Origin of the sequence: Campylobacter concisus UNSWCS (assembly GCF_000466685.1) — a bacterium.
GTDB classification, from domain to species: Bacteria; Campylobacterota; Campylobacteria; order Campylobacterales; family Campylobacteraceae; genus Campylobacter_A; species Campylobacter_A concisus_A.
The window spans coordinates 38,733-53,650 of sequence record NZ_ANNG01000011.1; the positions used below are offsets into that span (position 1 = coordinate 38,733).

A 14,918-nucleotide genomic window follows, 5' to 3' on the forward strand; every position below is an offset into this window, starting at 1 on the left:
ATAAATTTAAAGGATAAAAATAGTGGTAACTTTAAAAGAAGCTTTAAAATTTTCAGCTGAAGAGATAAAAAATTTAAGAGCCGAGCTTGAGGCAAAGATCATAAAAGAAAAAGAGCTTGGCGCTTATGTCGAGCAGCTAGCAAATTTAGAGATCGCAAAACTAGGCGAGGGCGTGCCTATCGCTATAAAAGACAACATCCAGGTAAAAGGCTGGAGCGTCACGTGCGCTTCTAAAATTTTACAAGGCTACGTAGCGCCTTATAACGCAACCGTTATCGAGAAGCTACTTAGCAAAAATTTAGCTCCATTTGGCCGCACAAATATGGACGAATTTGCGATGGGAAGCACGACTGAAAGCTCATTTTACGGCAAAACACTAAACCCACTAAATCACGCTCACGTCCCAGGTGGCAGTAGCGGTGGCTCGGCAGCAGCAGTCGCAGCTGGTCTTGCAGTAGCAGCACTTGGTAGCGATACTGGTGGCTCGATCCGCCAGCCAGCGGCATTTTGCGGATGTGTGGGCTTTAAGCCAACTTACGGCAGAGTGAGCAGATATGGCCTTGGCGCATACTCAAGCAGCCTTGATCAGATAGGCCCAATCGCGCAAAACGTAGAAGACGCAGCCATTTTATATGACGCGATCGCTGGACACGACCCAAAAGATAGCACGAGCGCAGATGTGCCGTTTGTTAGCATTAGCGACAAGATAGATAGCGAGAAAAAGCTAAAAATTTGCGTTGTTAAAAACTACGTAGAAAATGCAAGCGAGCAGACAAAAGCTGCTTTAAATTTAGCTATCGAAAAGCTAAAATCACACGGTCACAGCGTAACTTACACAAATTTTGAAGACTCAAAATATGACGTTGCTGCCTACTACATCATAGCAACCGCAGAGGCAAGCGCAAATTTAAGCCGCTACGATGGCGTAAGATATGGCAGACGCGCAGAGGCTAAAAATTTAAAAGAGCTATATGTAAATTCGCGATCTGAAGGCTTTGGCGAAGAGGTAAAAAGAAGAATTTTACTTGGTACATTTGTGCTAAGTAGCGGATACTACGATGCTTACTACATCAAAGCGCAAAAAGCAAGAGCGCATATAAAAGCTCAGTACGAGAAAATTTTAGAAGAAAATGACCTCATCTTCATGCCAGTTGCTCCAAGCACAGCTTATAAATTTGGAGCACACAGCGATCCACTTCAGGCCTATCTAAGCGACATTTACACGATCAGCGTAAATTTAGCAGGCCTACCAGCTATCTCTGTGCCAGTTGGCAAAGATGATCAAAATTTAAACGTGAGCGCCCAGCTCACCGCAAAAGCGTGGGACGAACAGACCTTGATAAATGGTGCTAAGAGCCTAGAAAATTTAATAAAAGGATAAAAATATGAAGATAGTAAAGAGAGCTTTAACATTTGAGGATGTGCTTCTTGTGCCGCAATACTCTGAAATTTTGCCAAAGCAAGTTGATGTAAAAACCAGGATCAGCAAAAATGTCACGCTAAATATCCCGATCGTCTCTGCTGCGATGGATACGGTGACTGAGCATAGAACTGCTATCATGATGGCAAGGCTCGGCGGTATCGGCGTCATCCACAAAAATATGGACGTCGAAAGCCAAGCAAAAGAGGTCAAACGCGTTAAAAAAAGCGAAAGTGGCGTCATCATCGATCCTATCTTTATAAATCCAGAAGCGACCGTGGCTGAAGCTCTAAGCCTTATGTCAGATCTTCATATTTCAGGCGTTCCAGTCATCGACAAAGACCGCAAACTAATAGGAATTTTAACAAACCGTGATTTGAGATTTGAGACAAATATGAGCACTTTGGTAAAAGACCGCATGACAAAAGCACCGCTTATCACTGCACCAAAGGGTTGCACGCTTGATGATGCGGAGAAAATTTTCTCTCAAAATAGGGTTGAGAAGCTACCTATTGTCGATAAAGACGGCAGACTTGACGGACTTATCACCATAAAAGATCTAAAAAAACGCAAAGAGTATCCAAACGCAAATAAAGACAGCTATGGCAGACTTCGCGTGGCTGCGGCTATTGGCGTGGGTCAGATAGACCGCGCTAAAGCGCTTGTTGATGCTGGCGTAGATGTCATCGTCATCGACTCAGCTCACGGCCACTCAAAGGGCATCATCGACACTTTAAAAGAGGTAAAAGCAAATTTTAATGTCGATGTCGTAGCTGGTAATATCGCAAATCCAGCAGCCGTAAAAGACCTAGCAGAAGCAGGAGCTGACGGCATAAAAGTAGGCATCGGACCAGGTTCTATTTGTACTACAAGGATCGTTGCTGGCGTTGGCGTGCCTCAAATTTCAGCTATTGACGACTGTGCAAGCGAAGCAGCAAAATATGGTATCCCAGTTATCGCCGACGGCGGTCTAAAATACTCAGGCGACGTGGCAAAAGCCCTTGCAGCAGGTGCAGCTTGCGTTATGGCAGGAAGCTTACTTGCAGGTTGCGAGGAGAGCCCGGGCGAGCTTATAACATTCCAAGGTCGCCAGTACAAAGTATATCGCGGCATGGGCTCAATAGGCGCTATGACAAAGGGCAGCTCGGATCGCTACTTCCAAGAGGGCACCGCTCAAGACAAGCTTGTACCTGAAGGCATCGAAGGCCGTGTGCCATTTGCTGGCAGCATAAAAGATGTGATCCATCAGCTAATAGGCGGCCTAAGAAGCGCTATGGGCTATGTTGGTGCAAAAGATATCCCGACTCTTCAAGAAAGAGCTGAATTTGTCGAGATAACAAGCGCAGGACTAAAAGAGAGCCACGTCCATGACGTAGTTATCACTCACGAGGCACCAAACTACAAAGTTAATTAGTGTTAGACCTGCAGACTAGAACTATTAAATTTAACGAGCCACTCTATCTTGAGAGTGGCCGTATGCTATCAAATTTCAAGCTTATTTACGAGACTTACGGCACGCTAAATGCTGATAAAAGCAACGTTATCGTGATCTGTCACGCCCTAACTGGCTCACACCACGCTGCTGGCACATACGCAGGCGATGAGAAAGCTGGCTGGTGGGACGGGCTAATAGGCAGCAAAAAAGCGGTCGATACGGATAAATTTTACGTTATTTGCGTAAATATCTTAGGCTCGTGCTTTGGCTCGACCTCGCCGCTAAGCGTGGATAGAAGTAGCGGCAAAGAGTATAGGCTAAATTTCCCAGTCCTTGCCATAAGTGACGTGGTAAAGGCGCAGATGAGGCTATTTGGCGAGCTTGGCATCACGAGGGCAAGAGCCGTGATAGGCGGCAGTCTTGGCGGTATGCAGGCACTTTGCTACGCTATCGAGTTTCCAGAATTTGCGCAAGATATCATAATGCTAGCAAGCACCTACCAGACTAAGCCTTGGGCGATAGCGTTTAATAAAATCGCCATCGAAGCCATTTTAAATGATGAAAATTTCAAAAACGGTGAATACGACGCGGAATTTATAAGAAAAAATGGGCTAAAAGGCATGGCTTACGGCAGGATGGCAGGGCACATCAGCTTTTTAAGCCCTGATAGTATGGATAAAAAATTTGGACGAAGCTACGTAGAAACTGACGGCCTTTACGATCTTTTTGGGCATTTTCAGGTCGATCGCTATATGGAGTACAACGGCTATAACTTCCCAAAGAGGTTTGACCCACTAAGCTACCTATACATTGTAAAGATGATGAATATCTTTGACTGCACAAGACACTATGACAACCTAAAAGACGCCCTTGCGCCGATAAAAGCAAATTTGCACCTTATCGCATTTAAAGGCGATCTACTCTTTCCGCCAAGCTGCATGAGAGAAATTTATGACGCACTTTGCGAGATGGGGCGGGAGGCAAAGACAAATTTTGTTGAGATAGATAGCAACTACGGCCACGACGCCTTTTTGGTCGAGATAGAAAAATTTGATGGATATATAAAAAATATATTAAAAGGATAGAAAATGGAGCAAAAAGAGCAAAGTTTTGAAGAAAAATTAGCCCTAGCTGATAAAATTTTAAACGATCTAAATAAAGATGATGTGAGCTTAGAAAACAGCATAAAGCTGCACGAGCAGGGCAAAAAGCTCTTAAACGAGGCGAGAGAAATTTTAGAAAATGCAAAACTTAGCATAAAGCAGGTGGATGATGAGTAAAATTTGCGCCCTTCAGCTACCAACGCAGCCTTTAAGCGAGGCGAGGCTTGATTATTACCTTAAAATTTGCGCTGATGAAAACGCAAGGCTGGTTGTGCTTGGCGAATACGTGCTAAATAGCTTCTTTAAAGAGCTTGCCAGCATGCCAAAAAGCCTCATAAAAGAGCAGAGCGAGCGCAAAAAAGAGGCGCTCTTTGCGATGGCAAAAAAGTATGATCTAAACATCATCGCACCTATCATAAATTTAAAAGGCAAGGAGATATTTAAAAGCCTAGCTAAATTTAGCCAAACTCAAGTAAAGCTATACGACCAGCAAATTCTCATGCCTTATGCGCACTGGAACGAGGCGAAGTTTTTTAGCAACGCAAGCGAAGAGCTAAATTTACCTATCTTTACATACGATAAATTTAAGGTTGGCGTCATGTTTGGCTTCGAGGCGCACTTTGACGTGTGCTGGGCGTATATGAGCGCTAAAAAGGTCGATATCGTGCTTGTGCCAACGGCTTGCACGTTTTTCTCGCAGGCGCGCTGGGAGGAGCTTTTAAAGGTTAGAGCCTTTACAAACAACGTTTATGTGCTTCGTGTAAATCGCGTGGGAAGCCACAAGAGCGAGGACGAGCAGTGGAGTTTTTACGGCGACTCGATGCTCATTAGCCCATTTGGCGAGGTTAAAAACAGACTTGGCAAGAACGAAGAGATGATGATCGATGAGCTTAGCAAAAAGGAGCTTAGCGAGGCTAGAAGCACCTGGGGCTTTATGCAGATAGAGGCTAAATTTAAAAGATGAAGCGCTGCGCCTGGGCCGAAAAGAGCGAGTTTAGCAAGAGTTATCACGACTGTGAGTGGGGCAGGGCGGTCAAAGATGATAAGAAATTCTTTGAAATGCTCATTTTAGAGGGCTTTCAAGCAGGTCTTAGCTGGGACTATGTGCTACGAAAAAGAGCTGGACTTGCTCAAATTTTAGACGGCTTTGACGCAAAAAAGATCGCCAGCTATGACGAGGCAAAGCTTCAAAGCCTCTTAAGCGACGATCGAGCGATCAAAAACCGCCTTAAAATTTACTCCCTGCCAAAAAATGCCAAGGCTTTTTTAGAGCTTTGTGCTGAGTTTGGCTCGTTTTATAACTACATCTATAAATTTACAAATGGCAAGCGCGTGATAAATGACATAAAAAGCGCCAAGGACATGCCAGCAAGTAGCGAGCTCTCAGAGCACATCTCAAAAGATATGAAAAAGCGCGGCTTTAAATTTGTAGGCGCTGTGATCATCTACTCGTTTTTACAAGGCGTTGGTGTCACCTATGATCACGAAAATGAGTGCTTTTGCAAAGGAATTTCGGAGTGAAATTTGAAACGAAGCGACGTTGAAAAATATATAAAAGAGAAATTTGATGTTTTGGGCGAGCAAATTTTCCCAAAATATCCAAATTTTAGTGTCTTTCGTCACAATAAAAATGAGAAGTGGTTTGCGCTACTTATGCAGCTAAGCGCTAGCAAGCTAGGTCTTGAAAGTGACGAAGTGATAGAGGTTTTAAACCTAAAATGCAGCCCTGATCTAGCCATGGTGCTAGTTGATGAGAGGCAAATTTTTAAAGCATATCACATGAATAAAAAGCACTGGATAAGCGTAAATTTAAACTCTAAAATCTCACAAAAAACAGTTTTTGACCTGATAGATGAAAGCTTTGAGCTAAGCAAATAAAAGCCATTTTTCAGCCTTAAATTTAGTAGTTTTTGTTAAAATCACGAAAAACTTAAGGATAAAATTTGCAAGAGCTAAACAATGAGATCAAAAAAGTCCATTTCATAGGCATCGGCGGCATCGGCATCTCTGCCATCGCTAGATTTTTACACGAAAAAGGCCACAAGATAAGCGGCAGCGACATCAAAGAGAGCAAGACGACGCTTGAGCTTCAAAATGAGGGCATCGAGGTCATCACGCCGCACTGCAAAGAGGCGATAAAAGATCAAGACTTTGTGGTTTATTCAGCTGCGATAAAAGAGGACAACATCGAGCTAGTGGAGGCCAGAAGAAAGGGCATAAAGTGCTTTTCAAGAAAAGAAATTTTGCCTTACGTGCTTGAAGACAAGTGCGTTTTCGCAGTAGCTGGTGCGCACGGCAAGAGCACGACTTCAGCGATGCTAGCAAGCCTAATTGAAGGCTCAGTCATCATCGGTGCCATCTCAAAGCAATTTGGCTCAAATATGCGCTACGCCAAAAGCGACAACGTCGTATTTGAGGCTGATGAGAGCGACTCAAGCTTTCTAAACTCAAACCCATATCTAGCCATCGTCACCAACGCAGAGCCAGAGCATATGGAGCACTACGACTACGATCTAGCTAAATTTTACGCAGCCTACAAGGGCTTTTTGGAGCGCGCAAAGGTTAGAGTGATAAACGCTGAGGATGAGTTTTTAAGCACGCTTAAGCTTGATGCGATCAGGCTTTATCCAAGTACCGATATCACCGAGCTTACGATGGTTGTAAGGGACTATCAGCCATACACCAGCTTTAACCTTAAAAATTTAGGCAAATTTGAAGCCTTTGGCATGGGCGAGCACATCGCCATAGACGCATCTTTGGCTATCCTTGCTGCGATGCACGAGACGCCACTAAAAGACATTAGAGAAAATTTACTAAATTTTAAAGGCATCAAAAAGCGTTTTGACATACTTAGTGCAAACAAAAATTTCGTCCTTATTGACGACTACGCACACCATCCAACAGAGATAAAAGCGACGCTAAAATCAGTCTTTGAATACGCCAAAATTTTAGGTATAAAGAGCGTCACAGCGATATTTCAGCCACACCGCTACACAAGGCTTAGCACAAATTTACCTGGCTTTAAAGAGTGCTTTAAGGGCGTTGATGAGCTTGTCATCTTGCCAGTTTATGCAGCTGGAGAAAATCCGATCGAAGTTGATATGAAAAGTGAATTTAGCGAGTATAACCCGATCTTTACAGATAAGGTTGAGAGGGTTGAAGAGGGGATAGAATTTACAGATGAATTTGGCGTGAAAAACCGCCTAAGCGACGGCATCGTAGTTGGCTTTGGAGCGGGCGATATCAGTGTGCAGCTAAGAGGCGGATATTAATGGATCTAAGCACTTTTAAGCCTCAAGATGAAAATGAAATTTTAAAAGAGATAAAAGAAAAAGAGCTAAGCGAGGATGAAATTTCTAGCCTTATAAATTTAGGCAAAAAAGATATCTTGATCGCGCTTGCAAGGTCACAAAAGCTAAATAGTGCTCAGATAAAAGATATGCTGCCAAATGCCCCGTATCTAGCCGTTTGCTTGCTGGTTGAAAAGCAAGATATCAGCGAGGTTAGGGCTGAGATTTTAGAAAAGATCAAGCCTCATGCCGAGCTTTACAAGGAGCTCATCGCAAAGTATAAGGGCGTGAAATGGTAAGAAATTTGATAATAATCGCCGGCGTGATGCTGCTTTTTGGAGCGATCTGGGCGATAAAAGATGAAAAGATCAGCAAAAGCATAAAAGCGCTCGTTAGCGCGGTGCTTGTAGCGATCCTTGTTTGCGTCTATTTTTACGAGGAGAATTTATCAAAAAACGAGGATGCCATCTCAAAGCTAGTGACTGACTTTAAGCAGGGCAAAACACTAAAATGTGGCGAATACAACGTGAGCGCTGAGAAATTTAACTACGAATTTGGCACTGCGTCATTTTTGCCAAAGCGAGAATTTAGCGATCTTTCAGGCGTCATCGTACCTATAAAAAGTTGCGAGCAATGAACGATATATTTGCAAAGCTCGATCTGGGCGAGTATCTGGATAAATTTAACTCCTTTTTAGCAAGGCAAAAACCGCTATTTTTACAAGGCGACAGCAAAATCCACTTTGAAAATATAAACGAGCTTTCAAAGTATGATTTTAAGGCACCTGATGAGATAAAAGAGCTTGATGATGCGCTTATGAGACTTAGCAAGCAAGCAGTGCTTCACATCAGCGAAATTTACGAGTTTGCAAAGATCATTAAGTATTTTTCATATCTAAAAAAGCAAAAATTTGAAGGCAGGCTTGGCGAGTGGATCGCAAAGGTTGAAATCCCTGAAGCGATGAGCCAGATGGCAAACAGCTTTGATGAAAACGGCGAGTTTAGCGACAGCGTGGATGAGCGATTTTACGCGATAAAGCAGGCATTTAGCGAGAAAAAGCACCAGATCGACGCCGAGCTTAAAAAGCTCATCTACTCAAAGCACATCACGCCCTATCTAGTCGATACCCAAACGCACTATATCAACTCGCAAGAGGCACTTTTGGTGCGTGGCGGCTTTAATCACGCCCTAAAAGGCACCGTGATTGCTAGAAGCTCAGGCGGCTACTTCTACGTCGCACCTGCAAGCACCGAGCGCCTAAAAAAGGAGCAAAGCGAGCTGCTTGATAGAAAAGAGGAGATCATTTTTGAGCACTGCAAGAAATTTAGCCTGCAGATGAGCAAGAGCCTGCTTTTTTTGAAATTTATAAATAACGCTTTTGATCAGTTTGATGCCTATCAAGCGCGCGTAAATTTGGCTAGATCGCGTGACTATGAGTTTGTTTTACCAAATAGCTCGCACGTTATAAAGCTTGAGAAATTTGCCCATCCAGCGCTTAAAAACCCAAAGAGTGTGAGCGTGGATTTTAGCAAAAAAGTGCTTTTAATAACTGGCGTAAATGCTGGCGGTAAGTCAATGCTTTTAAAATCAATCATCTCAGCTGCGCTACTTGCAAAGTATCTGCTTCCTATGCGTATCGACGCAAACCGCTCAACGATCGGCTCTTTTAAAGAATTTGACGCGATCATAGAAGATCCGCAAAGTGTGAAAAACGACATCTCGACCTTTGCTGGCAGGATGGTGCATTTTGCAAAGCTTTTTACTAAAAAATCGATCATCATCGGCATCGACGAGATCGAGCTTGGCACCGATTTTGAGGAGGCTGCGAGCTTGTATGGCGTCATGATAGAGCGCCTCATCACTCAAGATATCAAAATGATCATCACGACCCACCACAAGCGCCTTGCGATGTTGCTAGCTAAAAATCCAGAGGTTGAGCTGGTAGCAGCACTTTACGACGAGGCGGCTCAAAGGCCTAAATTTGAATTTTTAAAAGGCACGATCGGCAAGTCTTACGCCTTTGAAACGGCGGCAAGATACGGCATATCTCAAAATTTAGTGGCGCAGGCAAAGAAAATTTACGGCGAAGATAAAGAGAATTTAAACGAGATCATTACAAAGACGCTAAATTTACAAACCAAGCTTGATGAGGGGATAAAAGAGGTCACGGCAAAAGAGGAGCGGCTGGAGCGCTTGCTTGAGGAGCAAAAAGAGCTAAAAGAGAGAAATGAGATAAAGCTAAATGCGACTATTTCTCGCCTTGAAAAAGAGTATTTTGACGCGATAAATGCGGCAAAAGCTGTTATAAATTTCAAAGATATAAAAGATAAACAAAGGGCGCTAAACGTGGCAAATGAGAAAAAAGCTGCCATCGTTAAGCCTAAAAAAACTGAGCGAGAGAGCCTAAAAGTAGGCGATAGAGTAAAATATGAAAATATAAAAGGCACGGTTTTAAGTATCTCAAAAAATGACGCGATGATCGAGTCAAATGGTATAAATTTGCGCGTGCCACTCGAGCTTTTAAGAAAAAATGGCAATGAAGTAGTCTTACCTAAAAAAGGTGGCGTAAGTTTAAGTGTTGATAAGCCAAAAACGGCCTCGCTTTCGCTTGATCTGCACGGCATGAGAGCTGACGAGGCGATAGCAAAGCTTGATAAATTTATCTCAGATAGTCTTGTTATGGGATTTGATGAGGTTAGCGTATTTCACGGCATCGGCACTGGCAAGCTTGCCTTTGCTGTTAAAAATTTCTTAAAAGAGCATCCAAGCGTGAAAGAATTTCATGATGCACCGGCAAATCAAGGCGGATATGGTGCAAAGATCGTTAAACTTTGAGCTAAATTTTTAATTAAAAAATGAAAGAAATTTTTTATTTAGCTTAGATATAATCTATTAGAAAAATTTAAGAAAGGAAGTTTAAACTTTATGCCAAGCGACGAATCGCAAAAAAAGCACTTTAGTATGGTTAAAACCGTCACTTTGGTCGTGGTTTTGCTTTTTACTTTCTTTGTAATTGAAAATTTAACTGTCTATTCATATAAATACAATAATGCGCTCTCTACAAACAACTTTGGCCTCAAAAAAAAGACTGAGTATCTAATAGATCAATATGTGAATTACTTTAAAAATATAAGTAAATTTAGTGTCTTAGATTTTCAAAATTACATAAGCAATGCCGCCTTTGGTGATGTCTTTTTGCTAAAAGAAAATGGTAAAAATGGCTTTAAGATAGAGGCATCGTCAGACAAAAGCCTCGTAAATAAAGACTACGAAGACAAGAGCTGTGGCGACATCTATTCACATGATTTTCAAACGAATTATTTCAAGGCTGAAATTTTGCCAGAAAATAGCGCCAAAGTATGTATGTTTGTCGCAGTAAATGAATATATTTTAGGCTTTAAAGCGCATATAGATCAAAGGATAACTGGCACTAGCGATGAATTTTATTTTCAGTGGCTGATGAAAAACATGACTCTTACTTTGATCTTAAGCTCGATCGGTCTATTTTTAGGGCTTGCGGTCTGTCTTTGGTTTGTATTTAAGTATCTAAACATCAAATTTGACTATCTAAAAGTAAAAGAAGAGAGCACTATTAAGATCGCTGAACTAAAAGAGAGGCTATATATCGATCCGATGACAGGACTTTTTAACAAGGCTGCGCTTTTAAAAGATGTGAGCGAGTATAAATATCCAAAAGTGATACTTATGGATATCGATGATTTTGGCAAGATGAACGACTACTACGGCAAATACGTGTGTGACCAGATACTAAAACAGATGGCAAATCTCATCAAAGAATTTGCAAAAAATGAGAATATGAAGGCTTATTGCATCGAGGCGGACAGGTTTGCTTTGGTTGAAGATAATAACGACTTTATCGACAGATACGAGGAGCTTGCTGAAAATTTACTAGATATCTTTAAAGGCAGGATGCTTAGCATAAAAGATGAAAATGGCGTAGAGGTCGATGATATAGAAATTCACAACACTATAGGCTTTGCGCTTGATAGCGACCAGACTTTAAGAAAGGCAACCATCGCGCTAAAATCAGCCAAATCACTCGATAAAGACTATGTTTGCTACTTTAAAGGGCTAAGTCAAAAAGATGAATACGCAAATCAGATCGAGCGCTCAAAACTTATCCAAAACGCTACGATAAACGATAACATCGTGCCGTATTTTCAGCCGATATTTGACGAGAAAAAGATCCCTATAAAATATGAATGCTTGATAAGAATTTTAGACCGCGACGACGTCATCTCGCCAAGCGTATTTTTGGATATCTCAAAGCGTATCAAGCGTTACGCAGACCTTGAAAAGCAGCTCATTAAAAAGTGCTTTGAGCACCTCACTGAAGATCCAAATTTGGTTCTTTCTATAAATTTAAGCAGCCGAGATATGATAGATGGCGACGTTAGCGCACTTGTTTTAAATTTACTAAATAAGCACAATGTCGCTGGCAGGATAGTGTTTGAGATAGTTGAAGACGAGGAGCTAAAGAGTGCTGAGCGCGTCTCAGTCTTTGTTGAGCGTGCAAAGAGCATGGGCGCTATGATAGCGATTGATGACTTTGGCTCTGGCTACTCAAATTTTTCTTACATCATAAAGATCAAGCCAGACTACGTGAAGATCGATGGCTCTATCATCAAAGACATCGATATCAATAAAGACTCATACGCCATCGCAAGCGCGATCGTGGCATTTGCAAAGGATCTTGGTATAAAAACGATCGCAGAGTATGTTCATTCTAAAGAAATCTTTAACGTCTGTAAGGGGATAGGCATCGACGAATTCCAGGGATTTTACTTGGGAATTCCTTCTAAAAAGGCGTTTTAGTGGTAGTTAGCTTTTTAAAAGAGCTTTTAAGCTTTCGTTCTATCACGCCAGATGATGCTGGGAGTTTGGAGTTTATAGCTAAATTTTTGCCTGATTTTGAGGCTAAATTTATAGAAAAAAACGGCACAAAAAATCTCATACTTTCTAAAATTTATGGAGACGGGGAGCATCTAGCCTTTGCAGGACACGTTGATGTCGTGCCACCAGGAGATGGCTGGGATAGCGAGCCATTTACCCCACTTGAAAAAGATGGCTACATCTACGCAAGGGGTTCGCAGGATATGAAAAGTGGCGTGGCTGCCTTTGTTTGTGCTGCTAAAGAGGCTAAATTTGAAGGCAAACTAAGCCTCATTTTAACAAGTGACGAAGAGGGCGATGGCACTTACGGCACGCCTTTAGCGCTTGAATATCTGCGTGAGATAAGGGATCTGCCCAAATTTTGCGTCGTGGCTGAGCCAACTTGTGATAAGAAATTTGGCGATAGCATAAAGGTCGGCAGACGTGGCTCGATAAATGGTAAGATCGTGATAAAGGGCGTTCAAGGACACGTGGCATACCCAGAAAAATGCATAAATCCAGTAAATTTAATAGCTCCACTTTTAAGCAAGATAGCTGATCACGATATGGACGGGGGGAGTGAGTTTTTTAGCCCAAGCAAGATCGTGGTGACGGACATTCGTGGTGGCATGCAGGTTTGCAACGTTACGCCAAGCGAGCTTAGCATAATGTTTAACGTTAGAAACTCAAATTTAACCGATGTAAATGACGTTGAGAGCTATCTTAGAAGCGTTTTAGATGGGCTTAGCTACGAGCTTAGTATCAAACAAAGCTCAAAGAGATTTTTAACCAACAAAGATAGCAAGATCGTAAGAAATTTAATGGCATCTGTCACAAAGATCACCGGCGTTACGCCACTTTTAAACACAAAAGGCGGCACGAGCGATGCTAGGCACTTTGCCGAATTTGGCGTAGATGCGATAGAATTTGGCGTCATAAACGACCGCATACACGCCAAAAACGAACGAGTTAGCGTTGATGAAATAAATAAACTTTATGAAGTTTTTAAAGACCTCATAGAAAATTTTCATTAATCTCTTTTTTATTAAATAGTTAAATTTAAACGCCATCGCTGGTGTCTTTGTAGGACAAGTTTTTAAGAAAAATGGCTACCTTTTACCTGAAACTGAAACTGCTTCATTATATAGACCGCGCTTATTACCGCAACCACCGCTAAAATGGTGATCGTTATTATTAGAAGCGTCTGTTTGTCAGGGTTTGAGTCTAGAGAATAGCCAACTCCAAGCAAAACAGCACACCAAACCCCAGCACTAAGCGTGGTAAGTAGGCAAAATCTAAAAATATTCATCCTGGCAAGTCCAGCTGGCAGGCTGATATACTACGAATTTCAGGGATTAGGCGCGAGTTATACCTACGAATTTGCCATATTTTAGATGATATCATGCCCAAAAAAGTAGCAAAGACACTGCAAAGGCGATAGGGCTTTTGCCACCGATCATCGCTTTTTTACTTTTGACAGCACTTATATTTGGTCTAAAACTTGGCAAAAATGGCGTATTTATGCAAAGAAGTAAATTTTGCTCAGTGGGCGCTATCAGTAAAATTTTTGAGCGTGACTTCTCGATGTTTTATGGCATAGTCTCTATCGTTCTTTTTGCAAGCATCACAAATTTAGTGCTAAATCAATACAAATTTGGCTTTGAGGCTCAGCTCTTTTTGTTTTAGGCATGGGAGCTGGAGCTGCGATAAGTCATAACTTTGTGCTTGCAAGCTCAGGAGCTGGCATCACGCCTTTTACCCATTATGCTGTAGCAACCCTCATATCTACGCTATTTACGTTGGATTTTTTACCAAAAAAGCTTAATTAAATTTGGCTACTTTTGCAGGTTTTTGCTTATAAATTTTAAATTTAAATTTTGGAGAAATTTAGCCACCAAAGTGGCTAAATTTGAAGTTATCTTAGGATTTGAATTTTTGCTTTTGCGCGGAGTTTTTCGAAGTAATCACTCATTAATTTTTCTTGCTCGCCTTGGTAAAGCTCGTTTATAACGTTATCTTTTACATCAGCAAAGCTTGGTGTGTATGAGCCGATCTTCTCTTTTACTAAAAACATATCAAAGCTATCAGGTCCTTGCAAAGGCTGTGTGTAGTCGCCGTTATTTGTGCTTGAGATGATCGCAGCAAGTCTTGGATCTATGCTTTGATAGTCTAAACTCACCTCTTGTGTTTGCACGCCGTCTAGTAGCTTCGGACTTGTCTTTTGAGCTTCAAGTAGATTGGGGTCTTTTGCTCTATAAACTACGACTCTAGCGGTGCTAAAAACCTTAAATTTATCAGGATTAGCGTCAAAATATGCCTTTGCTTTTTGCTCGTTTATATTCTTGCCAGCCTCAGCAGCTATGCTTTTATAAAGTTTTTCTTGAAGCATCTTGTGCTCTAGGTTGTTTTTAAAGTCCAAAAAGTCCATGCCTTGAGCTTGGATAGAGCTTCTAAACTGAGAATTTGTCATGCCATTTTGCTTTGCGATCGCCTCGATCCTATCATTTAGCTCAAAAGGTGTCACGCTTAAATTTAAGTTTTTTATCTGAGCATCTTCAAGCCTATCTCTGATAAGTAAATTTAAAGCGTCCTGCTCTGTTGTCTTTAGCTGTTCCTTCAAGCTATAAACCTCGTAAAGCGTGATAGGCTCGTTCTCCACGATAGCTGCGATGCCGTTTATCATCTGAGCTGAATATAAATTTAAGGCACTTAACACGCCAGCAGCCAAAAAGAGCAATTTTTTCATAATGAAACCTTTATTTAAGTATTTAGTAAAT

16 protein-coding genes are annotated in these 14,918 nt (G+C 41.7%); 14 read left to right on the forward strand and 2 right to left on the reverse strand.

The genetic code is table 11. From position 1 onward, the window contains the following. The first annotated feature begins 22 nt into the window (after nucleotides 1-22). From gatA to dapE, 13 genes are all read left to right on the forward strand, one after another. Entirely contained in the window at nucleotides 23-1,381 is a 1,359-nt protein-coding gene (gene gatA, locus UNSWCS_RS04135) for an Asp-tRNA(Asn)/Glu-tRNA(Gln) amidotransferase subunit GatA (RefSeq protein WP_021087492.1), read from the forward strand. Between the two features lie 4 nt (nucleotides 1,382-1,385). Continuing rightward, nucleotides 1,386-2,834, forward strand: a complete 1,449-nt coding sequence (gene guaB, locus UNSWCS_RS04140; RefSeq protein ID WP_021085271.1) for an IMP dehydrogenase — start codon at nucleotides 1,386-1,388, stop codon at nucleotides 2,832-2,834. Then, nucleotides 2,834-3,940, forward strand: coding sequence for a homoserine O-acetyltransferase MetX (gene metX / locus UNSWCS_RS04145; RefSeq protein ID WP_021087494.1), 1,107 nt, complete (start codon nucleotides 2,834-2,836; stop codon nucleotides 3,938-3,940). The genes guaB and metX overlap by 1 nt, the downstream gene beginning before the upstream one ends. 3 nt (nucleotides 3,941-3,943) lie before the next feature. Next, nucleotides 3,944-4,135, forward strand: coding sequence for an exodeoxyribonuclease VII small subunit (gene xseB / locus UNSWCS_RS04150; protein WP_004317712.1), 192 nt, complete (start codon nucleotides 3,944-3,946; stop codon nucleotides 4,133-4,135). Then, a complete protein-coding gene (locus tag UNSWCS_RS04155) occupies nucleotides 4,128-4,922 on the forward strand; it encodes a carbon-nitrogen hydrolase family protein (protein WP_035143506.1) in 795 nt (264 codons plus the stop codon). Before xseB ends, UNSWCS_RS04155 begins: the two co-directional genes overlap by 8 nt. Further along, nucleotides 4,919-5,479 (forward strand): DNA-3-methyladenine glycosylase I, encoded by a 561-nt coding sequence (locus tag UNSWCS_RS04160; RefSeq protein WP_021087509.1) that lies wholly within the window; start codon nucleotides 4,919-4,921, stop codon nucleotides 5,477-5,479. Before UNSWCS_RS04155 ends, UNSWCS_RS04160 begins: the two co-directional genes overlap by 4 nt. A gap of 3 nt (nucleotides 5,480-5,482) precedes the next feature. Continuing rightward, nucleotides 5,483-5,836 carry an MmcQ/YjbR family DNA-binding protein gene (locus UNSWCS_RS04165; RefSeq protein WP_021087481.1) on the forward strand — a complete coding sequence of 118 codons (354 nt, stop codon included), beginning with the start codon at nucleotides 5,483-5,485 and terminating at the stop codon, nucleotides 5,834-5,836. Between the two features lie 86 nt (nucleotides 5,837-5,922). Then, nucleotides 5,923-7,230: a UDP-N-acetylmuramate--L-alanine ligase gene (gene murC / locus UNSWCS_RS04170; protein WP_035143507.1), complete on the forward strand. Its 1,308-nt coding sequence runs from the start codon at nucleotides 5,923-5,925 to the stop codon at nucleotides 7,228-7,230. Further along, a complete protein-coding gene (locus UNSWCS_RS04175) occupies nucleotides 7,230-7,547 on the forward strand; it encodes a hypothetical protein (protein ID WP_021087459.1) in 318 nt (105 codons plus the stop codon). The genes murC and UNSWCS_RS04175 overlap by 1 nt, the downstream gene beginning before the upstream one ends. Next, a complete protein-coding gene (locus UNSWCS_RS04180) occupies nucleotides 7,541-7,885 on the forward strand; it encodes a hypothetical protein (protein WP_021087493.1) in 345 nt (114 codons plus the stop codon). Before UNSWCS_RS04175 ends, UNSWCS_RS04180 begins: the two co-directional genes overlap by 7 nt. After that, nucleotides 7,882-10,083, forward strand: a complete 2,202-nt coding sequence (locus UNSWCS_RS04185; protein WP_021087449.1) for an endonuclease MutS2 — start codon at nucleotides 7,882-7,884, stop codon at nucleotides 10,081-10,083. Before UNSWCS_RS04180 ends, UNSWCS_RS04185 begins: the two co-directional genes overlap by 4 nt. A 90-nt stretch (nucleotides 10,084-10,173) precedes the next feature. Continuing rightward, the gene (locus UNSWCS_RS04190) at nucleotides 10,174-12,084 is read left to right on the forward strand and encodes an EAL domain-containing protein (RefSeq protein WP_021087503.1); all 1,911 of its coding nucleotides are present in this window, start codon (nucleotides 10,174-10,176) and stop codon (nucleotides 12,082-12,084) included. Further along, the gene (gene dapE / locus UNSWCS_RS04195; protein ID WP_021087469.1) at nucleotides 12,084-13,175 is read left to right on the forward strand and encodes a succinyl-diaminopimelate desuccinylase; all 1,092 of its coding nucleotides are present in this window, start codon (nucleotides 12,084-12,086) and stop codon (nucleotides 13,173-13,175) included. Before UNSWCS_RS04190 ends, dapE begins: the two co-directional genes overlap by 1 nt. A gap of 62 nt (nucleotides 13,176-13,237) precedes the next feature. On the opposite strand, the gene UNSWCS_RS04200 is transcribed toward dapE, so the two are convergent. Further along, the gene (locus UNSWCS_RS04200; protein ID WP_021087454.1) at nucleotides 13,238-13,450 is read right to left on the reverse strand and encodes a hypothetical protein; all 213 of its coding nucleotides are present in this window, start codon (nucleotides 13,448-13,450) and stop codon (nucleotides 13,238-13,240) included. A gap of 137 nt (nucleotides 13,451-13,587) precedes the next feature. Between UNSWCS_RS04200 and UNSWCS_RS12475 the strand changes: the two genes are divergently transcribed. Next, nucleotides 13,588-13,827: a hypothetical protein gene (locus UNSWCS_RS12475; protein WP_021087430.1), complete on the forward strand. Its 240-nt coding sequence runs from the start codon at nucleotides 13,588-13,590 to the stop codon at nucleotides 13,825-13,827. 229 nt (nucleotides 13,828-14,056) lie between these two features. Here the strand turns inward: UNSWCS_RS12475 and UNSWCS_RS04210 are convergent, their stop codons facing one another. Continuing rightward, complete coding sequence (locus tag UNSWCS_RS04210) at nucleotides 14,057-14,887, reverse strand: peptidylprolyl isomerase (RefSeq protein WP_021087484.1); 831 nt, start codon at nucleotides 14,885-14,887, stop codon at nucleotides 14,057-14,059. Between the last annotated feature and the right edge of the window lie 31 nt (nucleotides 14,888-14,918).